23 protein-coding genes are annotated in these 22,823 nt (G+C 70.1%); 13 read left to right on the top strand and 10 right to left on the bottom strand.

Features of this window, described 5'->3' with window-relative positions; genetic code table 11:
• Nucleotides 1–51: 51 nt before the first annotated feature.
• Nucleotides 52–1,134, top strand: coding sequence for a hypothetical protein (locus ABD355_RS32625; protein ID WP_344404481.1), 1,083 nt, complete (start codon nucleotides 52–54; stop codon nucleotides 1,132–1,134).
• 116 nt (nucleotides 1,135–1,250) lie between these two features.
• Here ABD355_RS32625 and ABD355_RS32620 read toward each other — a convergent pair whose 3' ends face one another.
• A complete protein-coding gene (locus ABD355_RS32620; RefSeq protein WP_344404480.1) occupies nucleotides 1,251–1,919 on the bottom strand; it encodes a class I SAM-dependent methyltransferase in 669 nt (222 codons plus the stop codon).
• A 232-nt stretch (nucleotides 1,920–2,151) separates the two neighbouring features.
• On the opposite strand from ABD355_RS32620, the gene ABD355_RS32615 reads away from it, so the two are divergent.
• The 8 genes from ABD355_RS32615 (at nucleotide 2,152) to ABD355_RS32580 (ending at nucleotide 11,348) form a co-directional block, all read left to right on the top strand.
• On the top strand, nucleotides 2,152–3,372 hold the full coding sequence (locus tag ABD355_RS32615) for a M20 family metallopeptidase (RefSeq protein WP_344404698.1): 1,221 nt from the start codon (nucleotides 2,152–2,154) through the stop codon (nucleotides 3,370–3,372).
• Nucleotides 3,373–3,661: 289 nt separating this feature from the next.
• Nucleotides 3,662–4,723 carry a BMP family lipoprotein gene (locus ABD355_RS32610; RefSeq protein WP_344404479.1) on the top strand — a complete coding sequence of 354 codons (1,062 nt, stop codon included), beginning with the start codon at nucleotides 3,662–3,664 and terminating at the stop codon, nucleotides 4,721–4,723.
• A gap of 200 nt (nucleotides 4,724–4,923) precedes the next feature.
• Nucleotides 4,924–6,471: an ABC transporter ATP-binding protein gene (locus ABD355_RS32605; protein ID WP_344404697.1), complete on the top strand. Its 1,548-nt coding sequence runs from the start codon at nucleotides 4,924–4,926 to the stop codon at nucleotides 6,469–6,471.
• The gene (locus tag ABD355_RS32600) at nucleotides 6,468–7,595 is read left to right on the top strand and encodes an ABC transporter permease (protein WP_344404477.1); all 1,128 of its coding nucleotides are present in this window, start codon (nucleotides 6,468–6,470) and stop codon (nucleotides 7,593–7,595) included. Before ABD355_RS32605 ends, ABD355_RS32600 begins: the two co-directional genes overlap by 4 nt.
• Nucleotides 7,595–8,881, top strand: a complete 1,287-nt coding sequence (locus ABD355_RS32595; protein WP_344404475.1) for an ABC transporter permease — start codon at nucleotides 7,595–7,597, stop codon at nucleotides 8,879–8,881. The genes ABD355_RS32600 and ABD355_RS32595 overlap by 1 nt, the downstream gene beginning before the upstream one ends.
• Nucleotides 8,878–9,279 (top strand): cytidine deaminase, encoded by a 402-nt coding sequence (locus tag ABD355_RS32590; RefSeq protein WP_344404473.1) that lies wholly within the window; start codon nucleotides 8,878–8,880, stop codon nucleotides 9,277–9,279. Before ABD355_RS32595 ends, ABD355_RS32590 begins: the two co-directional genes overlap by 4 nt.
• 85 nt (nucleotides 9,280–9,364) lie before the next feature.
• A complete protein-coding gene (locus ABD355_RS32585; RefSeq protein WP_344404696.1) occupies nucleotides 9,365–10,642 on the top strand; it encodes a thymidine phosphorylase in 1,278 nt (425 codons plus the stop codon).
• 94 nt (nucleotides 10,643–10,736) lie between these two features.
• On the top strand, nucleotides 10,737–11,348 hold the full coding sequence (locus ABD355_RS32580; RefSeq protein WP_344404472.1) for a Uma2 family endonuclease: 612 nt from the start codon (nucleotides 10,737–10,739) through the stop codon (nucleotides 11,346–11,348).
• On the opposite strand, the gene ABD355_RS32575 is transcribed toward ABD355_RS32580, so the two are convergent.
• Nucleotides 11,337–12,257 carry an AEC family transporter gene (locus tag ABD355_RS32575; protein ID WP_344404471.1) on the bottom strand — a complete coding sequence of 307 codons (921 nt, stop codon included), beginning with the start codon at nucleotides 12,255–12,257 and terminating at the stop codon, nucleotides 11,337–11,339. The two genes, ABD355_RS32580 and ABD355_RS32575, sit on opposite strands and share 12 nt — an antisense overlap.
• A 144-nt stretch (nucleotides 12,258–12,401) precedes the next feature.
• Between ABD355_RS32575 and ABD355_RS32570 the strand changes: the two genes are divergently transcribed.
• Nucleotides 12,402–12,788: an STAS domain-containing protein gene (locus ABD355_RS32570; RefSeq protein ID WP_344404470.1), complete on the top strand. Its 387-nt coding sequence runs from the start codon at nucleotides 12,402–12,404 to the stop codon at nucleotides 12,786–12,788.
• Here ABD355_RS32570 and ABD355_RS32565 read toward each other — a convergent pair.
• On the bottom strand, nucleotides 12,672–13,676 hold the full coding sequence (locus ABD355_RS32565; RefSeq protein WP_344404469.1) for a sigma-70 family RNA polymerase sigma factor: 1,005 nt from the start codon (nucleotides 13,674–13,676) through the stop codon (nucleotides 12,672–12,674). The two genes, ABD355_RS32570 and ABD355_RS32565, sit on opposite strands and share 117 nt — an antisense overlap.
• Nucleotides 13,677–13,849: 173 nt before the next feature.
• Nucleotides 13,850–15,163: an MFS transporter gene (locus tag ABD355_RS32560; RefSeq protein WP_344404468.1), complete on the bottom strand. Its 1,314-nt coding sequence runs from the start codon at nucleotides 15,161–15,163 to the stop codon at nucleotides 13,850–13,852.
• A gap of 63 nt (nucleotides 15,164–15,226) precedes the next feature.
• Here ABD355_RS32560 and ABD355_RS32555 point away from each other — a divergent pair, with 63 nt between their 5' ends.
• Entirely contained in the window at nucleotides 15,227–16,189 is a 963-nt protein-coding gene (locus tag ABD355_RS32555; protein ID WP_344404466.1) for a LysR family transcriptional regulator, read from the top strand.
• A gap of 112 nt (nucleotides 16,190–16,301) precedes the next feature.
• Here the strand turns inward: ABD355_RS32555 and ABD355_RS32550 are convergent, their stop codons facing one another.
• Entirely contained in the window at nucleotides 16,302–17,063 is a 762-nt protein-coding gene (locus ABD355_RS32550; RefSeq protein WP_344404465.1) for a prolyl oligopeptidase family serine peptidase, read from the bottom strand.
• A gap of 113 nt (nucleotides 17,064–17,176) precedes the next feature.
• On the opposite strand from ABD355_RS32550, the gene ABD355_RS32545 reads away from it, so the two are divergent.
• Together ABD355_RS32545 and ABD355_RS32540 are read left to right on the top strand one after the other, a co-directional pair.
• Nucleotides 17,177–18,334, top strand: coding sequence for an adenosine deaminase (locus ABD355_RS32545; RefSeq protein ID WP_344404464.1), 1,158 nt, complete (start codon nucleotides 17,177–17,179; stop codon nucleotides 18,332–18,334).
• Between the two features lie 140 nt (nucleotides 18,335–18,474).
• Entirely contained in the window at nucleotides 18,475–18,825 is a 351-nt protein-coding gene (locus ABD355_RS32540; protein WP_344404463.1) for an ATP-binding protein, read from the top strand.
• A 77-nt stretch (nucleotides 18,826–18,902) separates the two neighbouring features.
• Here ABD355_RS32540 and ABD355_RS32535 read toward each other — a convergent pair whose 3' ends face one another.
• The 5 genes from ABD355_RS32535 to afsQ1 form a co-directional block, all read right to left on the bottom strand.
• Nucleotides 18,903–19,106 carry a PspC domain-containing protein gene (locus tag ABD355_RS32535; RefSeq protein ID WP_030929945.1) on the bottom strand — a complete coding sequence of 68 codons (204 nt, stop codon included), beginning with the start codon at nucleotides 19,104–19,106 and terminating at the stop codon, nucleotides 18,903–18,905.
• Between the two features lie 95 nt (nucleotides 19,107–19,201).
• Nucleotides 19,202–19,753: a VanZ family protein gene (locus ABD355_RS32530; RefSeq protein WP_344404462.1), complete on the bottom strand. Its 552-nt coding sequence runs from the start codon at nucleotides 19,751–19,753 to the stop codon at nucleotides 19,202–19,204.
• 82 nt (nucleotides 19,754–19,835) lie between these two features.
• Complete coding sequence (locus ABD355_RS32525) at nucleotides 19,836–20,438, bottom strand: hypothetical protein (RefSeq protein ID WP_344404460.1); 603 nt, start codon at nucleotides 20,436–20,438, stop codon at nucleotides 19,836–19,838.
• Nucleotides 20,435–22,000, bottom strand: coding sequence for an ATP-binding protein (locus ABD355_RS32520; RefSeq protein ID WP_344404459.1), 1,566 nt, complete (start codon nucleotides 21,998–22,000; stop codon nucleotides 20,435–20,437). The genes ABD355_RS32525 and ABD355_RS32520 overlap by 4 nt, the downstream gene beginning before the upstream one ends.
• Nucleotides 21,997–22,674 (bottom strand): two-component system response regulator AfsQ1, encoded by a 678-nt coding sequence (gene afsQ1, locus ABD355_RS32515; RefSeq protein ID WP_344404458.1) that lies wholly within the window; start codon nucleotides 22,672–22,674, stop codon nucleotides 21,997–21,999. Before afsQ1 ends, ABD355_RS32520 begins: the two co-directional genes overlap by 4 nt.
• Nucleotides 22,675–22,823: the final 149 nt, after the last annotated feature.

The following is a 22,823-nucleotide window of genomic DNA, read 5'->3' as shown; positions in this document are numbered from 1 at the left end:
CTCTGATCCGCACACCCTGTAACGCTCTACGACGGGACGGTCGTACGTAGGATGAGCCGCCGCGCCGGGTCAGCCGGCCCCCACACTCTCGCGTTCGTCGAGAGCCCGGTACAGCTGCTGAACGTGCTGGAGTGGGCGCATCTCCACGCCCTCGGGGCCCAGGAGGCACCCGGCCCGGCTCTCACCCTCGTCGTCCTGTCCCCGAACGACCCCATGACCCGCGGTCAGCTGCGCCGGATGGCCGAGCTGGCCCGGGACGAGGGGTACGAGGTCCGCTGGGAGGAGGCGCGCGGCGGTCCGGGCGCCCCCTTCCACACCATCGGCGGGCTCACCCCGCTGCTGCGCAGGGCCCACCGGGTCGTCATGGGCGACCCCTTCTCCCGCTACGTACAGCTCCTGCTGACCATCACCAAGGCCCGTGACCTCGTCGTCGTCGACGACGGCACGGCGACCATGGAGTTCGTCGCCCAGCTCGCCCGCGGCGAACGTCTGGTCCGCTGGCACCGCAAGGGCGGCCGCCCCGGCGCCCGTGACCTGATCTTCGCCCCCGTCTCGTCCTCCGCCCGCCGCCGGCTCACCCCGAGCGCCAAGCGACACGTGGAGATCTTCTCCTCCATGCCGATGGACGAGAAGCCGGAGGGCGTGACGGTGACGGCGAACGACTTCGCCTGGACCCGGGCCCGCTTCGGCCCGCCCCGCATCACCAAGGGCGCCGACATGGTGGGCACCTCGCTGGTGGAGACCGGCGTGGTGGACGGCGACCGCTACCTGGAGGCCGTCCGCACCCTGGCCAAGACCCACGGCGCCACCCGCTACTTCGCCCACCGCCGCGAGAGCACGGACAAACTTCACCGCCTGGCCGCCGAGACGGGCCTGGAGATAGTCCGCCCCGACCTCCCCCTGGAACTGATCGCCCGCCGCGGGCCCATCGGCCGCACGGTCCTCAGCTTCCCCTCCACGGTCGTCCACACCCTCCCGCTCGCCCTGACCGGCACGGAGGTCCGCGTCGCGGTCTGTGACATCGACCCCGAGTGGCTCACCCAGAACGCCTCACCCCGAGCACAGGGCTTCCTGTCGGGCGTGACGGGCACGGCACGGGACGTACACCGGTTGTCGGCGGTCACAGCGGCGTGAGGCCGCGCCCCGCAGGGGGGCGGGGCTGTGCCGATATGCGGCTCCGCCGCGTGGGCGCGACCAGCCACGACGCCGCCGCAGACGAAAAGCAACCCACAGCCGCACCCGCGGAGCGATCAGTCACCCTTGCGGGCCAGCAAGAACGCCCGCGCCCGCACCTCGTCCTCCGCCGGCTCACGCAGCACCCGCGCTTCCACCCGCAACCCCGCCTTGACCAGCTGCTCGGCCACGGCATCCGGCGTACGCCAGTAGTAGTCCAGCGAGATCTCGCGGCCGAACCGCTCCTCCAGGTGCAGCCGCCCGTCCTGCGCACCGGTCTGGAAGCCCAGCAGGACGTGCCCGCCAGGCACCAGCACGCGCCGGAACTCCTCGAAGACCACCGGCAGGTGATCGTCCGGGACATGGATGATCGAGTAGAGCGCGAGCACCCCGCCCAGCGTCTCGTCCGGCAGGTCCAGCGCGGTCATGGACCCCACGTGGAACCGCAGTCCGGGATGCGCCTGCCGGGCCAGCGCCACCATGCCGGGCGACACGTCGACCCCGAAGGCCGGCACCCCGAGCGCGTCGAGCCGCGCGGTGACCTGACCGGGCCCGCTCCCGACATCGGCGACAGGGGCCGTACCGGCCGCACGGACGAGCTCGGCGAAGGCGGTGACCAGGGCCAGGTCCAGCGGTCTGCCGCTCAGATGGTCGGCGAACTGCTCGCTGTACGGGCGGGCGATCGCGTCGTAGGAGGTTCGGGTGGCATACAGGAAATCCGGGCTGCCCGGTATCGCGGAGCTCACGGGCCCGCACCCTACTAGCCCCTGTTTCCCACAGTGTGGTCCCGACAGGTGGAACGGAACCACCGGACAGACGCGGGGCGTGGTATGCGTAGAGAAAGGCAAGGTATACCCATCACAACCCTTGCCCATGCGTCGAGCGGCCAGATTTTCTTCCCCTCAGGGGTTGAACTTTTGTTGATCGAGGGTCAGTTGGCCACCCCGGCGTCCTACGCTTAAGAGGGTGAAGCAACTGATGTCACCAGAGTCCGAGGTCGACCTCGCCGGGGAAGCGGTGCTCGACGGCACGCTGCCCGAGGCGCTGTATGCCGAACTGGTCGCCTTCCGTCGTGACCTGCACATGCACCCCGAGCTCGGCAACCAGGAGTTCCGTACCACCGCGGCCATCAAGGAGCGGCTCGAGGCGGCAGGCCTGCGGCCCCGCGTCCTCGCCACCGGTACCGGTCTCGTCTGTGACATCGGGGAGTGGGACGGCGGGCGGCCCATGCTCGGCATGCGCGCCGACATCGACGGCCTGCCCATCCCGGACACGAAGAGTGAGTGCCCGTACCGCTCGACCGTGCCGGACCGCGCCCACGCCTGCGGCCACGACGTGCACACGACCGTGGTGCTCGGCGCCGGCCTGGTCCTCGCCGAGCTGCACAAGCAGGGCAAGCTCCCGCGGCCCGTGCGCCTGGTCTTCCAGCCGGCCGAGGAGGTGCTGCCCGGCGGCGCAGCGGACGCGATCGACTGCGGTGTGCTGGACGGCGTCGGCCGGATGATCGCCGTGCACTGCGACCCCCGGGTGGACGCCGGCCGGATCGGCCTGCGCCAAGGCGCCATCACCTCCGCCTGCGACCGGCTGGAGGTCGCGCTCGACGGGCCCGGCGGGCACACCGCCCGCCCGCATCTGACCACGGACCTGGTCACCGCCGCCGCCCGCGTCGCGATCGACGTGCCCGCGCTCGTCGGCCGCCGTATGGACACCCGCTCCGGTCTCGCCGTGACCTGGGGCCGCATCGAGTCGGGACACGCCCCGAACGTCATCCCGCAGCACGCCGAGCTCTCCGGCACCGTCCGCTGCCTCGACATCGAGGCCTGGCGGCAGGCGCCGGACCTCGTGGTCGCCGCCATCGACGAGGTCGCCAACCTGCACGGCGCCAAGTCCGAGATCAACTACGTGCGCGGCGTCCCGCCCGTGGTCAACGACGCGGACGTGACCGACCTGCTGCGCGACGCCATGACCGCCCGCCGCGGCGCCCAGTCCGTCGAGGACACCGAGCAGAGCCTCGGCGGCGAGGACTTCTCCTGGTACCTGGAGCACGTCCCCGGCTCCATGGCCCGCCTCGGCGTCCGCACCCCGGGCGAGCGCACGGTGCGCGATCTGCACCAGGGCGACTTCGACGCCGACGAGTCGGCGATCACCGTCGGTGTCGAACTGTTCACCGCGGCGGCCCTGCTGGACGCGGCTGAGTGATCCGAGCGTGCCCGGCGGCCCCCTCGGGGGCCGTTCCGCCGAGCGGCGCAACATGCTCGTAAGCCAATCGTGCACGCATCGAAATCCGGGTGTGTGACGGCGTCGGAGCCCGAGTTCAGACGGTGTTTGCCTCGAATCGATAACGGCTTCGAGAGGGGTGTTTTTCTGACATCTACGCGCGTTACGATGCCGCGAAGCCGACGCCGCAGGGGCGTCCGGGCCCGAGCACTGGCATGGTGCTCACATGAAGCGCCGACAAGGCGCTCAGGTCAGGTGAAGGAGCCTTCCCGTGCGCCGGGTAGCAAAGCTTTCTGCTGCGTGTGCCGTTTCCGCAGCTCTCGCACTGACTGCCACCGCGTGTGGCAGCACTTCCTCCCAGCAGGGCAACTCGTCCTCCGCTTCCGCCTCCGGCGGCGGCAAGGGCATCAAGATCGGCCTGGCCTACGACGTGGGCGGCCGTGGTGACCGTTCGTTCAACGACTCCGCCGCGCGCGGTGCCGACAAGGCCGAGAAGGAGTTCGGCGGTTCCATCAAGGAGCTGACCGCGAAGAACTCCGACACCGAGGCCGACCGCGAGCAGCGCCTGACCGACCTGGCGAGCGCCGGCTACAACCCGATCGTGGCCGTCGGCTTCTCCTACGCCACCTCGGTCGACAAGGTCGCCAAGCAGTTCCCGAAGGTCAACTTCGGTCTCATCGACTCGGTCGCGACCGCCCCGAACGTCGACAGCATCACCTTCACCGAGGAGCAGGGCTCCTACCTGGCCGGTGTCGCCGCGGCGCTGAAGACCAAGAAGAACCACGTCGGCTTCATCGGCGGTGTCGACACCCCGCTGATCAAGAAGTTCGAGGCCGGCTACGTCCAGGGCGTCAAGGACACCAAGTCCAGCGTCAAGGTCGACGTCCAGTACCTGACCCACGGCTCCGACCTGTCCGGCTTCTCCAGCCCCGACAAGGGCAAGGAGGCCGCGTCCGGCATGCTGGACAACGGTGCCGACGTGATCTACTCCGCGGCCGGCTCCTCCGGCAACGGCTCCATCGAGGCCGTCCACGGCGTCAAGGGTGCCTGGGCGATCGGCGTGGACTCGGACCAGTACAACATCCCGGGTCTGGCCGCCTACAAGAGCTCGATCCTGACCTCGATGGTCAAGAACGTGGACGTCGGTGTCTACGACTTCATCAAGTCCGTGCACGACGGCAAGCCGCTGACCGGCAACCAGGTGTACTCGCTCGCCAAGAACGGTGTCGGCCTGGCCACCAGCGGTGGCTTCATCGACGACATCAAGGCCCAGCTGGACGCCGCGAAGAAGAAGATCGTCGACGGCACCGTCAAGGTCAAGACGACCCCGTGACCTGACGGTTCCCGCCGAACCAAGGCTCGGCGAGGGCGCGTTCCCACAGCCCCTCGCCGAGCCATAACAATGTGTCAACTCTACGCGTGTAGCATGGAGTTGCCGCGCTAGCGTCGCCGACGCCTGCCCTCCCCCTCAGCCCCCTTTGTCCCCGAGGAGAGTGCGCCATCAACGCGTCCAGCCCTCCCGCTGCCGTCGAACTGCGCGGCATCACCAAGCGATTCCCCGGCGTCGTCGCCAACAAGGACATCGACATCACCGTCCGTACCGGAACCGTCCACGCCCTGTGCGGTGAGAACGGCGCCGGCAAGTCCACCCTGATGAAGATCCTCTACGGCATGCAGCAGCCGGACGAGGGCACCATCACGGTGAACGGCGAGACGGTCACCTTCAACAACCCCGCCGACGCCATCGCCCGCGGCATCGGCATGGTGCACCAGCACTTCATGCTCGCCGACAACCTCACCGTCCTGGAGAACGTCGTCCTGGGCGCGGAGAAGCTCCACGGCATCGGCGCCAAGGCCCGTACGAAGATCAAGGAGATCTCCGACGCGTACGGCCTGAACGTGCGGCCGGACGTCCTCCTCGAGGAGCTCGGCGTCGCCGATCGCCAGCGCGTGGAGATCCTCAAGGTCCTCTACCGCGGCGCCAAGACGCTCATCCTCGACGAGCCCACCGCCGTCCTCGTGCCGCAGGAGGTCGACGCCCTCTTCGACAACCTGCGCGAGCTGAAGGCCGAGGGCCTCACGGTCATCTTCATCTCCCACAAGCTGGGCGAAGTCCTCTCCGTGGCCGACGAGATCACCGTCATCCGCCGCGGCACCACCGTCGGCACGGTCGAGCCGGCCGGCACCACCCCCAAGCAGCTCGCCGAGCTGATGGTCGGCAGCGAACTGCCCACCCCGGAGACCCAGGAGTCCACGGTCACGGACGTGCCGCTGCTCAAGGTGGACGGCCTGCACCTGAGCCAGACGGACCTCGACGGCGTCGAGCGCGTCATCCTCGACGCGATCTCCTTCACCATCCACAAGGGCGAGGTCCTCGGCATCGCCGGCGTGGAGGGCAACGGCCAGTCCGAGCTGGTCGAGGCGATCATGGGCATCCGCGATCCGGACGCCGGTGTCATCACCCTCGACGGCACCGACATCTCGCACGCCCCCACCCGGGGCCGCCGCGAGGCCGGCGTCGGCTACATCCCCGAGGACCGCCACCGCCACGGCCTGCTCCTGGAAGCGCCGCTGTGGGAGAACCGCATCCTCGGCCATGTCACCGAGAAGCCCAACTCCCGCGGCCAGCTCCTCGACATCAAGGCCGCGCGCACCGACACCGAGCGCATCATCCAGGCGTACGACGTCCGCACCCCCGGCATCGACGTCACCGCCGCCTCCCTCTCCGGCGGCAACCAGCAGAAGCTGATCGTCGGCCGCGAGATGAGCCACGCGCCCAAGCTGCTGATCGCCGCCCACCCCACCCGCGGTGTGGACGTGGGCGCGCAGGCGGCGATCTGGGACCACATCCGCGAGGCCCGCCGCGAGGGCCTGGCCGTGCTGCTGATCTCCGCCGACCTGGACGAGCTCATCGGCCTGTCCGACACCCTGCGGGTGATGTACCGCGGCCGCCTGGTCGCCGACGCCGACCCCGCCACCATCACCCCGGAGGAGCTGGGCTCCGCCATGACGGGTGCGGCCACCGGCCACCTGGAGCACACAGAGGACTCCGCCGAGCACCACGAGGACGACGCCCGATGAACAAGCTGACCCAACGCATCGACAAGGAGCGGCTGCTCCTCGGCATCGCGGCACCGCTGCTGGCGATCGTCGCCGCGCTCGTCGTCACCGCTCTGGTCATCCTCGCCACCGGCAAGAACCCGGGCTCCGCCTTCAGCGACATGCTGACCTACGGCTCCGCCAGTGACAGCCAGGTCTACATCCTGAACAAGGCGACGACGTACTACCTGGCGGGCGTCTCGGTGGCCATCGGCTTCCGGATGAACCTGTTCAACATCGGCGTCGACGGCCAGTACCGGATCGCCGCGTTCTTCGCCGCGGTCCTCGGCGGCGCGCTGACCACGCCCGGCTGGATCTCCATCCCGCTGATCATCCTGTGCGCCATGGCGACCGGCGCCCTGTGGGCGGCCATCGCGGGCGTCCTCAAGGTGACCCGGGGTGTCAGCGAGGTCATCTCGACGATCATGCTGAACTCGATCGCCACCGCGATCATCGCCTACCTCCTGCAGCCCGGGAAGCTCGCCGAGCTGCAGAGCGGCGGCACGGTGATCTCCACCAAGCCGCTGCCGCAGTCCTCGTACTTCTTCCAGATCAACACCGGCGCGGCGGGCGAGCTGTGGGGCTTCATCGTCATCGCCGTGGTCGTCGGCGTCGCGTACTGGTTCGTGCTCGGCCGCACCCGCTTCGGCTTCGACCTGCGTACCGTCGGCCAGTCCGAGAGCGCGGCCGCCGCCAGCGGTGTCTCCGTCAAGAAGATGGTCGCCACCAGCATGGTCATCTCGGGTGCGGTGGCCGGTCTGATCGGCATGCCGACCCTGCTCAACGACAGCCACCAGTTCAGCAACGACTTCCCGACCGGCATCGGCTTCACCGGCATCGCCATCGCCCTGCTCGGCCGCAACAACCCGGTCGGCATCGCGCTCGGCGCCCTGCTGTGGGGCTTCCTGGAGCGCACCACCAACCACCTCGAGTTCGAGGGCTACGACAAGGAGATCCTCGGCGTCATCCAGGGCGTCATCGTCCTGTGCGTCGTCATCGCCTACGAGCTCGTACGCCGCTACGGCCTCAGGCGCCAGCAGCAGCGGGTCGGCGCCGAGCTCGCCGCCCAGGCCGCCGCCCCGACCAAGAAGCAGGAGGTGGCGTGATGACTGCCACGATGACCGACACGCCGCCCCCCGCGGCTCCCAAGACGGACACCGCACGTGGCCGTTCGGGCCGCTCGATCGGCCAGATCCTCATGATCGTCGCCGGTGCGCTGCTGCTTGTCGCCGCGGTCCGCGTCATCTCCGGCTCCGACCAGCTCACCTCCGAGGGCCAGGTCTCCGCCGCGCTCAGCCTCGCCGTACCCATCGGTCTCGCCGGTCTGGCCGGCCTGTGGTCCGAGCGGTCCGGTGTGGTCAACATCGGCCTCGAAGGCATGATGATCCTCGGCACCTTCGGCGCCGGCTGGATCGGCTGGCAGTCCAACCCCTGGCTCGGCCTGCTGTGCGGCATCGGCTTCGGTGTCCTCGGCGGCCTGGTGCACGCGGTGGCGACCATCACCTTCGGCGTCGACCACATCGTCTCCGGTGTCGCGGTCAACCTCCTCGCACTGGGCGCCACGCAGTACCTCGCCAAGATCTTCTTCACGAACGGCAAGGCGGCCGACGCGGGCGGCAACCCCAAGCAGTCCCCGCCGGTCAACTCGCTGCCCAACTTCGACGTACCGGGCCTCTCCAGCGGGCTGCACTCCATCGAGAACCACCACTGGTTCCTGATCTCCGACCTCGCCGGCATCATCGGCGGCCTGGTCACCGACCTGTCCGTCGTGACGGTCTTCGCCGTCCTGCTGTTCGTCGGCAGCTGGTGGCTGCTGTGGCGCACCCCGTTCGGTCTGCGGCTGCGCTCCTGCGGCGAGAACCCGATCGCCGCGGAGTCCCTCGGCGTCAACGTCTACAAGTACAAGTACGCGGCCGTCGCCGTCTCCGGCGGCCTCGCCGGCCTCGGCGGCGCCTTCCTCGCGCTGGTCACCTCGCACACCTACCTGGAGGCCCAGACCGGCGGGCGCGGCTTCATCGGCCTCGCGGCCATGATCTTCGGCAACTGGCGCGTCGGCGGCCTCGCCATGGGCGCGGGCCTGTTCGGCTACTCCGACGCGCTGCAGCTGCGCAACGGCGGCGCGACCGTCCACGCGCTGCTGCTCCTGCTGGTCGTGCTCCTCGCGGGCCTGGCCGGCTGGAAGCTGTACAAGAAGGCGCTCTGGCAGGGCGGCATCAGCCTCCTGGTGGGCGCGGGCGTCCTGGTCTGGTACCTGGTCACCGACGAGGTCCCGAGCGACTTCGTGGGCGCCACCCCGTACGTCGTCACCCTGCTGGTGCTGTCGCTGTCCGCGCAGCGCCTCAGGATGCCGAAGGCGGACGGTATGCGCTACCGGAAGGGCCAGGGCAAGTGACCCCGCAGGCCGCCGTCGACTGGGAGGCGCTGCGGGAGCTGGCCCGCGAGGCCATGTCCCATGCGTACGCCCCCTACTCGGGCTTCCCGGTCGGGGTCGCCGCCCTGGTCGACGACGGCCGTACGGTCTCCGGCTGCAACGTCGAGAACGCCTCCTACGGCCTCGGCCTGTGCGCCGAGTGCGGGCTGGTCTCGGAGCTGCAGCGGACCGGCGGCGGGCGGCTGACGCACTTCACGTGCGTGGACGGCCGCGGCGAGGTCCTCGTCCCGTGCGGCCGCTGCCGCCAGCTGTTGTACGAGTTCGGCGGCCCCGACCTGCTGTTGGAGACACCGGCGGGAATCCTGCCCCTGTCGGAGATGCTTCCCCAGGCCTTCGGCCCGGACCATCTCACCAAGTAACTCCCGTACGGCCCCTCCGGCTTGAACCCTTCGAGCGGAGGGGCCGCACACTTCCATGAACCTCGGAAGGAACGCACCCATGGCCATGGACGCCATCTCCGTCATCCGCACCAAGCGGGACCGCGGTGAGCTCAGCGACGAGCAGATCGACTGGGTCATCGACGCGTACACCCGCGGGGAGGTCGCCGACGAGCAGATGTCCGCGCTCGCCATGGCCATCCTCCTCAACGGCATGAACCGCCGTGAGATCGCCCGCTGGACCGCCGCGATGATCGCCTCCGGCGAGCGCATGGACTTCTCCTCCCTGTCCCGCCCCACGGCCGACAAGCACTCGACCGGCGGCGTCGGCGACAAGATCACGCTGCCGCTGGCCCCCCTGGTCGCCGCGTGCGGCGCCGCCGTTCCGCAGCTGTCGGGCCGCGGCCTCGGCCACACCGGCGGCACCCTGGACAAGCTGGAGTCGATCCCCGGCTGGCGCGCGCTGCTGTCGAACGAGGAGATGCTGCACGTCCTCGACACCACCGGCGCGGTGATCTGCGCGGCGGGCGACGGTCTGGCCCCCGCGGACAAGAAGCTGTACGCGCTCCGCGACGTCACGGGCACGGTCGAGGCCATCCCGCTGATCGCGTCCTCGATCATGTCCAAGAAGATCGCCGAGGGCACCGGCTCCCTGGTCCTGGACGTGAAGGTGGGCACGGGCGCCTTCATGAAGACGATCGAGGACGCACGGGAACTTGCCTCCACGATGGTGGGCCTGGGCACGGACCACGGTGTGAAGACGGTCGCGCTGCTGACGGACATGTCGACCCCGCTGGGCCTGACCGCGGGCAACGCCCTCGAAGTCCGCGAGTCGGTGGAGGTCCTCGCGGGCGGCGGCCCGTCGGACGTGGTGGAGCTGACCATCGCCCTGGCCCGCGAAATGCTCGACGCGGCCGGAGTGAAGGACGCCGACCCGGCGAAGGCCCTGGCCGACGGCTCCGCGATGGACGTCTGGCGCCGCATGATCGCGGCCCAGGGCGGTGACCCGGACGCACAGCTGCCAGTGGCGCGCGAGCAGCACGTCATCAAGGCCCCGTCCTCAGGCGTCCTGACCCGCCTCGACGCCTACGGCATCGGCGTCGCCGCCTGGCGCCTGGGCGCGGGCCGCGCCCGCAAGGAGGACCCGGTGCAGGCGGGCGCGGGCGTCGAGCTGCACGCCAAGCCGGGCGACACGGTGACCGAGGGCCAGCCCCTGCTGACCCTGCACACCGACACCCCCGAGCGCTTCGAGTACGCACTCCAGGCGGTGGAGGGTTCTTACGACATCGGGGCGGCGGGCACGGAGTTCTCGGCTTCACCGGTGGTGCTGGAACGTATTGCCTGACCTGGACTTTCCTCGTTCGGGTGGACGGGATCGGTGGACCTCCGCCGGTCCCGTTCGGCATGCTGGGATCGGTGACGACCGATTGGAGACCGCCATGAGCGCACTCGCCGCCGAGTCCGAGTCCCCCGGGGACACGGACTGGGACGAGATCGTCCGTGTCTGGGAGGAGACGGATGCTCCCGAGGGCTGCAAGGTGGAGATCATCGAAGGGATCGTCACCGTGCCCCCTCCGCCGTCCGAAGAGCACAACGACACGGCTGAGCTGCTTCACGAGCTCCTGTACGGCGCACGACCTCCCGGCTCCGATTGGGGGATCTACCAGACGCTCGGATTGGCCGTTCCGGAAACCGCAGGACTGTTCCAGCCCGACCTGTGCGTTGTGCCGAGAGCCGCGCTGCGTCGAGGAAAACGTGTCCATGCCAGCGAGGCAGAACTGGTGGTAGAGGTCACCTCCCAGAGCAATGCCAACCACGACCGCATCAAGAAGGTGCACGGATACGCGCGAGCCGGCGCACCGCTCTACCTCCTTCTGGACCCCTGGCACAGCGGTCGCCCTACGGCCACGCTCTACGGAGAACCGGAGGACGGCACATACCGGGTCCTCGCGTCCGTGGAATACGGCGAGAAGCTGACACTGCCGGAGCCTTTCAACCTCGAAGTCGATACGAGTGTCTTCCCGCCGTTTGCAGGAGGCTCAACCGAGTAGGGCTGCTACCACGACCAACACCGGCACCGACAACACCGTCGACAACAGGATCGAGTCCCGCGCCAAGCCCTCCGCCACCCGGTACCTGCTCGCATACGTGTACAGGTTCTGCGCCGCCGGAAGCGCCGACGTCACCACCACGTCGAGGAGTTGGTGGCCGTGCAGCCCGAACACCCCCACCGCCAGCGCCCAGGCAGCCACCGGCTGGCCCACCGCCTTCAGTGCGACCGACAGGAACACGGGGAACCGGTCGGCGCCCCGCCCCGGCATCGTGCTGCCGCACAGGGAGATGCCGAAGGCCAGCAGGACCGCCGGGACGGACATGTTGCCGATCAGGGTCACCGGGTCCATGACCGGGGCCGGGACCTTCACGCCGAGCGCCGAGACGGCCACTCCGGCCAGTGAGCCGACCGCGATCGGGTTGCGCAGCGGCGTGAGCAGCCGCAGCCACAGCGGCCCCTTCTCGCCCTTGCCGGACAGGTCCAGGACCGTCAGGGCGATCGGGGTGACCGCGATGATCTGGAACAGCAGCACCGGCGCCACCAGCGAGGCGTCGCCCAGCACATACACCGCGATCGGGATGCCGAGGTTGCCCGAGTTGACGTAACTGGAGCACAGGGCGCCGATCGTCGTACGGCCCACACTCCAGCCCCGTACGACACCGGCCGCCACGAAGACACCGGCCGCGGCCGCCGTGCTCATGGCCGTCACCAGCAGCCGGCTGGAGAAGATCACCGACAGGTCGGCCCGCGCGAGCGTGGTGAACAGCAGCGCCGGGGACGCCACATGGAAGGCCAGCTTGGTCAGCACCTCGCGCCCCTGCTCGCCGAGATACCCCCGCCGTCCGATGACGTAGCCCACCCCGATGACGACCGCGATGACCGCGAAGCCCGTCAGCACTCCCTGCACGGTGCCCCCTCGGCGGGGAGGAGGCCGTCGGGTATCCGGGGCGGTGCTGATGCTTGGGGCATACACCCAACCCTCCGGGGGAGGAGGGTGGCAGGTCAATGTGATCCCGGTCGGCGGACACGCCCGGCAGGCGGGTGCGCCGCGATGAGTTCCGCCCGCCCGTCCGGTCTACCCCCCGTGGATGCCATGACACCCGCCGTACTCGTGCTGCCCGGCCCCGTCACCCGTGACGAGGTGAGCGGGCTGTGCGAGGACGTGCGGGCGCTGCTGGAGGCCACCGGTGCCGGGGTGGTGGTGGTCGACGTCGCCGCAATCGGGCCGCCGGGGCTGGCTGCCGTGGATCTGCTGGCGCGGCTGGAGCTGGCCGCCCGGCGGGCCGGAGGCCGGATCCGGCTGCAGGACCCGGCGCCCTCCCTACACGCCCTCCTCGACCTGGTCGGGCTCCGCTTCGAGGTGGAGGGGCAGGCCGAACAGCGGGAACCAGCGCTGCGTGTCGAGGAAGAAGTGGAACCCGGAGAGCCCGCCGTCTGATATCTCCAGCACCTGCACCGCCCACGGGGTGAAGCCGCCCTTCTCCGGGTCCGGCTTGTACTGGGCGAACCCCGGCAGGCCGTTGACCTGGACCGGCAGCAACCGGGAGCCCTCGCAGGCGGAGCCCAGGGTCGTCATGAAGCCCGTGATGTCGTCGTGGCCCGTCAGCCACAGGTCGAACGGCGGCATCGTCATCACGGCGTCCTCGTGCAGCAAGGCCGTCAGCGCGGTCATGTCGTAGCCCTCGAAGGCCGCCACATAGCGGTCCAGGAGCTTGCGCTGCTCCTCGTCGAGAGGGTCGGAGACGGCCGCGGCTGCCGCCTTGTCGCCCTGCTCGCGCTCGGCGAGCGTCGCCCGGGCCCGCTGCAGGGCGCTGTTGACCGACGCCACCGAGGTGTCCAGCAGCTCGGCGACCTCACTGGCCTTCCAGGCGAGGACCTCGCGCAGGATCAGCACCGCGCGCTGCTTGGCGGGCAGCTGCTGCAGGGCCGCCATGAAGGCGAGGCGCACGGACTCCTTCGCGACGGCGGCCTCCGCCGGGTCCTCGACGGTCGGCAGCACACGGGCGTCGGGCATCGGCTCGAGCCAGGTGTTGTCCGGGCGGGGAGAGAGGGCGGCCCTGGCGAGGGGCGTCGACTCGCTCAGGTCCATCGGACGGGCGCGCTTGTTGCCGGCGGTCAGCATGTCCAGGCAGACGTTCGTCGCGATGCGGTACAGCCACGACCGCAGACTGGAGCGGCCCTCGAACTTCTCGTAGCTGCGCCAGGCGCGGACCATCGTGTCCTGTACCGCGTCCTCGGCCTCGAAGGAGGAGCCGAGCATGCGGTAGCAGTAACCGGTCAGCTCGACGCGGTGTTTCTCGAGCCTGACGTCGAGGTCTGTCGTCATGGTCCACCCACCCCTGTGGCCGTTCTGTGTCGCGCCTTTGCGCCCAGCACGTCCGAAGCTAGCGCAGGGCACTGACAATGGCGTGCCGAGCAGAGGAATGTGCAGGTGGGTGGCGGTCCCGTCCCCAGGGGGCTCCGCCCCTTGGACCCCCGATCGGCCTGACGGCCTCGTCCTCAAACGCCGGACGGGCTGAAAGATGCCGGCCGGCGTTCCTGTCGCGCAGCGACCCGTGCCGCCCGTGTTCCGAACACCGTGATCGTCACGACCCCCAGCACCGCCAACAGACCGACCAGTACCGTCCCGGTCCAGCCGCTCGCGTGGAAGGCCAGCGCACCGACCGTGCTGCCCGCGCTGGAGCCGATGTAATACGCCGACTGGTACAGGGCGGAGGCCTGCGCACGCCCCGTCGTCGCCGTCTTGCTCACCGCCGACGACGCGACCGCGTGCCCGGCGAAGAACCCGGCGGTGATCAGCACCAGCCCCAGCAGCACCGGTACCAGAGACCCCGCCAGGGTCAGGGCCAGTCCCGACGCCGTGGTACCGCCCGCCAGGTACAGCGCCCCACGGCGGCCCAGCCGCCCCACCAGCCGCCCGGCGGTGGACGCGGACACCGTACCCACCAGGTACACCAGGAAGATCGACCCGATGATGCCCTGCGGCAGCGAGAACGGCGCCTCCGTCAGGCGGTAACCGATCACCGTGTACACACCGCCGAACACCGTCATGAACAGCGCGCCGATCGCGTACAGCCGGCACAGCAGCGGGTTCGACAGGTGGTCGCGGACCGTGCGGGCCAGGACCCGCGGCCGCAGCGAACCCGCCTTGAAATGACGCGGAGCGGGCAGCAGCAGTCGGAACGCCACCGCGCACACCACCGCGATCACCCCGATGACACCGACCGCGACCCGCCAGCCCCACTCCTGCGCGACCCACCCGGTGATGACCCGGCCGCTCATCCCGCCGACACTGTTGCCCGCGACGAACAGCCCGATCGCCGTGACCAGCGCCTTCGGCCGGACCTCCTCGGCGAGATACGCGGTCGCAGAAGCCGGCAGCCCGGCCAGCGCGGCCCCCTGCACCGCCCGCAGCACCACCAGCGCGGTCAGCGAAGGTGCGAACGGCACCAGGAGCCCGACCATCACCGCGACCGCCAGCGAGCCCGTCATCACCGTGCGACGCCCGAACCGCTCCGACAGCGCACTCATCGGAAGGACGAACACCGCGAGGCCACCGGTCGCCGCCGCCACCGTCCAGCTCGCCGCACTCGCCGCCACCCCGAACTCGCCGGAGATCAGCGGCAGCAGGGCCTGCGTGGAGTAGAGCAGCGCGAAGGTCGCGACCCCCGCGAGGAAGAGGGCGAAGCTCATCCGGCGGTATCCGGGGCCGCCCGGCGTCATACGGGAATCGACGGCGGGGAGGACAGGAACAGTGGGGACAACGGATGCGGCGCCCACGACGGTGGACGCCCCGGTACTGGCGGGAGACATGCCTCGAAGCTACGTACGACCCCGCTCATCCGTCCAATGCATGGAATCGCCATAATCGTTCCCATGGTGCATCAGCAGAGGTCACAAGCTCGCCTGTCACCGTCCAGTGACACAAAAGACACCGAGGACATCGTCTCCCTGCTCGCCCCGCGCCTCGCCCACTTCGCCGGTGTCGCCCGCACCGAGCACGTCACGCGCGCCGCCCAGGAGATGCAGGTCCCGCAGTCCACCCTCTCCCGGGCCATGGTCCGCCTCGAACAGGACCTGGGCGTCGACCTGTTCGCCCGCCGCGGCCGCACCGTCTCCCTCACCCCGGCCGGCCGCACCTTCCTGAACTCCGTCGAACGCGCCCTCGCCGAGATCGAGCGCGCCGCCGAGGAGGTCCGCGCCGACGCCGACCCGGCCACCGGCAAGGTCGCCTTCGGCTTCCTGCACACCATGGGCGCCGAAACCGTCCCCGGTCTCATCCACGCCTTCCGGGCCGACCACCCCCGCGTCCGCTTCAGCCTCGTCCAGAACTACGGCGAGGCGATGCTGGAGAAGCTGCGCGCGGGCGAACTCGACCTCTGTCTGACCTCCCCGGTCCCCGACGCCCCCGACCTGGTGGCCCGCCGCCTCGACGAACAGAAACTCCGCCTGGTCGTCCCGGCCGACCACCCCCTGGCGTCCCGCCGCCGCATCCGCCTGGCCGAAGCGGCCGACGAAACCTTCGTCACCCTCGAACCGGGCTACGGCATGCGCCGTATCACCGACGACCTCTGCAAGGAGGCCGGCTTCCGGCCTCGAATCGCCTTCGAGGGAGAAGAGGCGGAGACCCTGAGGGGCCTGGTGGCAGCAGGCCTCGGAGTGGCCCTCCTCCCTCCACCCGCCTTCCCCCGCCCAGGAGTTGTGGAACTCACGGTCACAGCCCCGAGAGCGGCAAGAGAGATCGGCGTGGCATGGCTGGACGGCCACCCGGACACACCCCCGGTGGCAGCCTTCAAGAAGTTCCTGCTCTCAAGAAGGGGCAACTTGCTACCAGCCTGAACGGCGGCGCCCCGAAAGGGGCGCGGGGCTGTGTCGATATGCGCCTCCGCCGCGTGGGCGCGACCAGCCAGGAACGACCCGCACCCCGCAGACGACAGGAACCCCCAGTTGGTCACCGGCGCAACGACTTGCCAAACCCCGCAGCCAACGGCATCCGCAACCCCAACGGCGGCGGAGCCGCCAGCGCATCCTCCACCGGCCGCGAGAACGACCGCCCGAACAACGCCCCCATCACGAAGTCCTCTGCCAAGGCATGCACTTCACTCCGGTACTGATGCAACCCATGACCGTCGGAGTGCACTTCGAACCGGCAGACGTCCCGGTTCGCCTTCTTCGCCCGCGCCGCCAGCCGGAAGGACAACTCGGGATCGGTCCGCTCGTCATTCGTACCGTGAACGATCAGCACCCGCCGCCCCGCCAGCTGCTTCACCGGTTCAGGCGAAGCGGCGACGTCCTCCTCGGGCAGCCAAGGCGCCATCGCCAGTACGGAGTTGACCGCCTCGTGCCCGCCCGCGCGCAGTGCGGCCCGCCCGCCCATGCCGAGGCCGGCGAGGCAGACGGGGACGTCGCCGTAGCGCCGTACGGCTTCGTCCGCGGCCCAGGAGGCGTCCTGCGCCAGATGGGCCTCGCTGCCGTTCCAGCCGCGGTAGCGGTAATGGACGACATGGGTGGCGAGGCCCTCCTCCCGCCCGGCGCGGGCCAGGCGGCGGCCCAGTGCGCGGACGGAGGCGGTCGCCAGCATGGGGGACGGTCTGCGGGCCGACTCCTCGTCGCCACCGGGGAGCAGCAGAACCACTCCGCTCACCGCCGTCGGTTCCGGGCCGAGCGCCCTCCCCAGCCGGGCCCGTCGAACCGGCGTCGCTTGGTGTGCCATGACAGAACAGTGTCAGAAGCGCAGGTGTACGTGCCCCGTCCATGCGGTCACCGTTACGTATCGACGGAGTTGTACAACCCGCGATCTACGCGCGTAGGAGGTAGAGTGCGGAAATGACGAGCCAGACCATCTCGAACACCCCGACGCCGGAGCAGATCCGCCGGGCGCCGAAGGTTCTGCTGCACGACCACCTCGACGGCGGTCTCCGCCCGGGGACGATCGTCGAACTCGCCCGCGACGCGGGCTATGACCGCCTCCCCGAGACCGACTCCGGCAAGCTCGGCGTCTGGTTCCGGGAGGCCGCCGACTCCGGTTCCCTGGAGCGGTACTTGGAGACCTTCTCCCACACCGTCGGCGTGATGCAGACCCGGGACGCGCTCGTCCGGGTCGCGCGCGAGTGCGCCGAGGACCTCGCCGAGGACGGGGTCGTCTACGCCGAGGTGCGGTACGCCCCCGAACAGCACCTGGAGGGCGGGCTGACCCTCGAAGAGGTCGTCGAGGCCGTCAACGAGGGCTTCCGGGAAGGGGAGCGGCTTGCGCGGCAGAGCGGTCACCGGATCCGAGTGGGCGCCCTGCTCACCGCCATGCGGCACGCCGCCCGCGCCCTGGAGATCGCCGAACTCGCCAATAGGTACCGGGACCTGGGGGTGGTGGGCTTCGACATCGCCGGCGCCGAGGCCGGCTACCCGCCCACCCGGCACCTCGACGCCTTCGAGTATCTGAAGCGCGAGAACAACCACTTCACCATCCACGCCGGTGAGGCCTTCGGGTTGCCGTCCATCTGGCAGGCCCTGCAGTGGTGCGGCGCCGACCGACTCGGACACGGGGTGCGCATCATCGACGACATCCAGGTGCACGCCGACGGCTCGGTGAAGCTCGGGCGGCTCGCCTCGTACGTACGGGACAAGCGCATCCCGCTCGAACTGTGCCCCAGTTCGAACCTCCAGACCGGGGCGGCGGAGTCGTATGCCGAACACCCGATCGGGCTGCTGCGCCGACTGCACTTCCGTGCGACCGTGAATACCGACAATCGACTCATGTCGGGCACGAGTATGAGCCGGGAATTCGAGCACCTTGTCGACGCCTTCGGTTATTCGCTCGACGACATGCAGTGGTTCTCCGTCAATGCGATGAAATCAGCGTTCATTCCTTTCGATGAACGACTGGCGATGATCAATGACGTGATCAAGCCCGGATATGCCGAGCTGAAGTCCGAATGGCTGTTCCAGCAGACCGCCTCCACCAGGGGTTCTGTCTCCTCGGAGGAGTAACCGGGGATATTGGGGTGTATGGAATGCGGACGGGTATTCACAACCCGTTCGCATTTCGATGTTTGCGGCGGGCGGGTGCCCGTGTTTACGGTCGTGGACACCGCTCACATTTCTCCAACCCCATTTCGAGGATTCATTTCATGAAGCAGTCTGCTGCCAAGACCCTCGGTGTCGCCGCTCTCGGTGCCGCCTTCGCCGCCACGGGCGCGGGCGCCGCGAACGCGGCCCCGGCGGTCCCGGACGCCACCGGCATGCTGGGCTCCGTCACCAGCGCGCTCCCGGCGCAGAACGTCTCCCAGGCGCTGCCGGGTGCCCAGGCGGCGGTGGCCCAGGGCAAGCCCACCCTCGAACGCGGTCTGTCCTCCGTGCAGCCGTCGGCCGGTGCGCTCACCGACGGGTCCGCGCCGGTCGCCGGGCTGCTCGGCGGTCTGCCGGTGCAGTCGAGCCTGCCCACGCACGGCCTGCCCGTGAACGGCATGCCGATCGGCTGAGTCCGCCTCGCGAACGCGCCGATGGGGCGCACCCCGGGAACGGGGTGCGCCCCATCGGCGTACCTGCCAAAAGGGGCTCACCAGGCGGTGCGGGCGGCCTTCTCCTCCGAGGGCAGCAGGATCCACAGCGCTATGTAGAGCAGGAACTGCGGTCCCGGCAGCAGACAGGACAGCAGGAAGATCACGCGCATGGTGGTCGCGGAGGTTCCGAAGCGCCGCGCCAGACCGGCGCACACGCCGCCGATCATGCGGCCGTGGGTGGGGCGGACGAGGGCGGACATGTGCGGCTCCTTCGTGAGCGTCGGTAGGAGGGGCCTCTTGGTGGCTTCCTCATCTGCCGTCAACGCTACGGAGACGAAGGGGGCAAAACGTCGCTCTACGGGGCGATCCCGACCCTGGGAAACGTCGGGGTTCGACCCTGAACCGCTTCCTCCTGACGGACGGCCGCCCCTTCCCTCCGCTCGGACCTGCGGCGGAGCCAGGAGCGGGCCGCGGGGACGACGGCGAGATGGGCGAGGGCCACACCCACGGTGTTCAGCAGCAGCGAGTCCACGTCCGGCACCCGTCCGGGCACCCCCGTCTGCAGCAGCAGGATGCCCGCGGAGACCAGCGCGCCCGCGGCGACCGTACGGACGAACGAGGCGAACGGGAAGGCCCACAGCCTGCCGTGCGCCATCGGGAGCAGTACGCCGAGCGGTGCGAGGAGGCCGACTCCCTCGCCGATGCGATGGACCGCCTCCGGCCGGCCCAGGGCCAGGTCGGCGCGTATCCCGGCGAACGGATGCAGGTTGGGGGGCATCACCCAGGGCACGTCCAGCGGGCGCAGCGTGAGCCAGGCGACGAACGCGAGGTGTGCGACAAGGAGGACACTCCCTGTCACACGGATGCGGATCGCGGCGTTGCCGCCGATGGAGCCTTGACGCTGCACGACCCCCAAGACGCCGGGTGCGGCAGGATCGGTTCCGGCTTGTCCGGAGGTACCTGGATGAGGCTTCCGCCACACCCGTACGTCAGCCGCCCGTAACCGGGGTGGACGGCGGCTGCTCGGTGCCCGGGCGGGAGCGGACCTCGTCCGTGCACTCGTAGCGGCGCAGCGGCTCCTTGCCGGGGCCGCCGAGGATGACCGAGCCGTCGCCCCCGGCCGCCGTCGAGTCGGAGAAGGTGCACACGAGCTGGGCCAGCGCGAAGGACGTGAGGCCGCCGGGCGGGTTGCTGAGCCGGAGCGTGTCGTCGGGGTCGCCGGCGCGGGGGCCGGTCACGGTCATGCCGCCGCGTACGTCCGTGGTGTACCCGGCCTCCTTCTCGGCGGTCGACGGCGTCGCCGCGAGCTGGTCGAGCAGCCCCTGCGCCACCAGCACCCGGCGCTGCGAGTCCGGGGAGCCGTCCGGAACCCGTACCGTCCGGTCCACGGCGACCAGCGAGGACCCGCACAGCAGGAACACCTGCACGGGCAGCCCGCGCGAGGCCTGCGTCGAGACGTCCGGCTCGGCGGGCGAGCACTGCACCTGGGAGGGCGCCGCCCCGAAGTCCGTGGGCACCTCGGTGGGCCGGATGCCGCAGCCGGTGAGCACGGCGGCCAGAACGGGGAGCGCCAGGAGGCGTCGTACGGTCATGAGGCGTTCCCGTTCTTCCCCGTGTCCTTCTCGGACCCCTCCGTCAGCGCCGACGCGTCCCTCGGCAGCCGCAGCGTGAACACCGCACCCCCGTCGGGGGAGTTGGCGGCGGTGATCTCACCGCCGTGGATGTGCGCGTTCTCCAGGGCGATGGACAGGCCGAGGCCGCTGCCCTCGGAGCGCGGGCGGGAGGCGCTCGCCTTGTAGAAGCGGTCGAAGACGTGCGGCAGGACGTCCTCGGGGATGCCCGGCCCGTGGTCCCGGACCGCGATCACAATCACGTCGTCCTCGGGCCGCACCGACACCCGCACCGGCGACCCGCCGTGCTTGAGCGCGTTGCCGATCAGGTTGGCGAGGATCACGTCCAGGCGGCGCGGGTCGACACGCGCGTGGATGCCGCGCTCGGCGTCCAGCTCGACCGCGTCCAGCCAGGCGCGGGCGTCTATACAGGCGGTGATCTGGTCGGCGAGGTCGACGTCGTCCAGGACCAGCCGTGCGGTGCCCGCGTCGAAGCGGGTGACCTCCATCAGGTTCTCGACGAGGTCGTTGAGCCGCCGGGTCTCGCTGACGACCAGCCGTACGGCGGGTTCGATCATCGGGTCCATCGACCCGGAGTCCGCCTCCAGCTCCTCCTCAAGGATCTCCGTCACGGCGGTGATCGCGGTGAGCGGCGTACGGAGTTCATGGCTCATGTCGGCGACGAACCGCCGGGAGGCCTCGTCCCGCGCGGCCATGTCCTCGACCCGCTTCTCCAGCGCCTCGGCCGCGTAGTTGAACGTCCGTGACAGATCGGCGAGTTCGTCGGTCCCCGACACCCTGAGCCGGGTGTCCAGCTTGCCCTCGCCGAGCCTGCGCGCGGCGACCCCGAGCCGCTGCACCGGCTTGAGCACCGTCGAGGCGGCGGCCTGCGCGAGCAGCGCCGAGCCGACCAGCGCGAGGCCGGTGGCGATCCCCAGCGACCAGGCGAGGGAGTTGAGGTCCTTGGCCTCCGGCTCCAGCGACTTGAGCATGTAGCCGGTCGCCCCGCCGTTGATCACCCTCGTGCCGGCCACCAGGTACGGCGTGCCGTGGTTGACGACGCGCTGCCAGTACAGGTGGTAGGCGTACTTGTTGCCGGAGCCGACCTGCTGCTTCTTGGTCACGGCCGCGCGCAGCGACTGGGGCACGTCCTGCAGCGAGAAGCCGTCCAGACCGCTCGAACTGCCGTAGACGGTCCTGCCGTCGGCGTCCTGCGCGACCAGCAGCACGCTGAAGCGCTGGCTGCTGTTCGCCATCTGGCCCGCGGTGTGCTGCAGTTCGTCCTGCGTGGGGTGCGCGCTCAGGGTGCCGGCCCGGGTCTGCATCGCCTGCCGGAAGTCGCCGAGCACCGCGTCCTGGGTGCGGGTGAGCACGGCCTCGCGGTTGAGCCAGTACGCGATCCCGGACGCGGACACGGCCGCGGTGAGCGCCACAAGGCCGAAGACGACGACCAGGCGCAGCCGCAGACTGGTGAAGCGCAGCCGTGAAAGATGTCCCTTGCGAGTCGCGGCCCAGCCGCGAACCCCCCCTTGCGCTTCGGTCACTGAGGCGTGTCCAGCCGGTAGCCCACGCCACGCACGGTACGGATCAGCGTCGGGGACGACGGCACGTCCTCGACCTTGGCACGCAGCCGCTGGACGCACGCGTCCACCAGCCGGGAGTCGCCGAGGTAGTCGTGCTCCCACACCAGCCGCAGCAGCTGCTGCCGGGACAGCGCCTGCCCGGGCCGCCGGCTCAGCTCCAGGAGCAGCCTGAGCTCGGTCGGCGTGAGCTGCAGGTCCTCGCCGTTCTTGGTCACCGTCATCGCCGCGCGGTCGATGACCAGGCTGCCGAAGCTCGCCGCGTCGGTCGACTCGCGGTCCCCGCGCCGCAGCACGGCCCGGATCCGGGCATCGAGCACCCGTCCTTGGATCGGCTTGACCACGTAGTCGTCGGCGCCGGACTCCAGGCCCACGACCACGTCGATGTCGTCGCTGCGCGCGGTCAGCAGAATGATCGGCAACTGGTCCGTGCGCCGGATGCGCCGGCACACCTCGAACCCGTCGATGCCGGGCAGCATCACATCCAGCACGACCAGGTCCGGCCGCTGCTCCCGCAGGAGCTTCAGACCGTCCTCACCGGTGGCAGCGGTGGCAACCCGGTGTCCCTGGCGCGTAAGAGACAGCTCCAGGGCCGTACGGATGGCGTCGTCATCCTCGATCAGCAACAGGGTAGGCACGCGCTCATTCTGGCCCATGGTGGGTCGGGGTTTCGACTCTGCTGCGGACCCGTACGCGTGTGTGCCCGTACCGCTCTGCTCTGTGACCGCGCTGTGTCTTCCCTGCGGCCGACCCCTGTGACAGGTCTGTGACAGTCGGCGGACACGGC

Origin of the sequence: Streptomyces longisporus (assembly GCF_039532765.1) — a bacterium.
Lineage (GTDB): Bacteria > Actinomycetota > Actinomycetes > Streptomycetales > Streptomycetaceae > Streptomyces > Streptomyces longisporus.
The sequence above is the reverse complement of the archived record's forward strand: the minus strand, read 5'-3'. Positions and strand labels throughout refer to the sequence as shown.

Excerpts from the sequence above, each read along its gene's own strand:
- ABD355_RS32625 (WP_344404481.1), top strand. The coding sequence starts at position 52 with ATGAGCCGCCGCGCCGGGTCAGCCGGCCCCCACACTCTCGCGTTCGTC.
- ABD355_RS32615 (WP_344404698.1), top strand. The coding sequence starts at position 2,152 with ATGTCACCAGAGTCCGAGGTCGACCTCGCCGGGGAAGCGGTGCTCGAC.
- ABD355_RS32600 (WP_344404477.1), top strand. The coding sequence starts at position 6,468 with ATGAACAAGCTGACCCAACGCATCGACAAGGAGCGGCTGCTCCTCGGC.
- ABD355_RS32595 (WP_344404475.1), top strand. The coding sequence starts at position 7,595 with ATGACTGCCACGATGACCGACACGCCGCCCCCCGCGGCTCCCAAGACG.
- ABD355_RS32585 (WP_344404696.1), top strand. The coding sequence starts at position 9,365 with ATGGACGCCATCTCCGTCATCCGCACCAAGCGGGACCGCGGTGAGCTC.
- ABD355_RS32580 (WP_344404472.1), top strand. The coding sequence starts at position 10,737 with ATGAGCGCACTCGCCGCCGAGTCCGAGTCCCCCGGGGACACGGACTGG.
- ABD355_RS32570 (WP_344404470.1), top strand. The coding sequence starts at position 12,402 with ATGAGTTCCGCCCGCCCGTCCGGTCTACCCCCCGTGGATGCCATGACA.
- ABD355_RS32565 (WP_344404469.1), bottom strand. The coding sequence starts at position 13,676 with ATGACGACAGACCTCGACGTCAGGCTCGAGAAACACCGCGTCGAGCTG.
- ABD355_RS32560 (WP_344404468.1), bottom strand. The coding sequence starts at position 15,163 with ATGTCTCCCGCCAGTACCGGGGCGTCCACCGTCGTGGGCGCCGCATCC.
- ABD355_RS32555 (WP_344404466.1), top strand. The coding sequence starts at position 15,227 with ATGGTGCATCAGCAGAGGTCACAAGCTCGCCTGTCACCGTCCAGTGAC.
- ABD355_RS32550 (WP_344404465.1), bottom strand. The coding sequence starts at position 17,063 with ATGGCACACCAAGCGACGCCGGTTCGACGGGCCCGGCTGGGGAGGGCG.
- ABD355_RS32545 (WP_344404464.1), top strand. The coding sequence starts at position 17,177 with ATGACGAGCCAGACCATCTCGAACACCCCGACGCCGGAGCAGATCCGC.
- ABD355_RS32540 (WP_344404463.1), top strand. The coding sequence starts at position 18,475 with ATGAAGCAGTCTGCTGCCAAGACCCTCGGTGTCGCCGCTCTCGGTGCC.
- ABD355_RS32535 (WP_030929945.1), bottom strand. The coding sequence starts at position 19,106 with ATGTCCGCCCTCGTCCGCCCCACCCACGGCCGCATGATCGGCGGCGTG.
- ABD355_RS32525 (WP_344404460.1), bottom strand. The coding sequence starts at position 20,438 with ATGACCGTACGACGCCTCCTGGCGCTCCCCGTTCTGGCCGCCGTGCTC.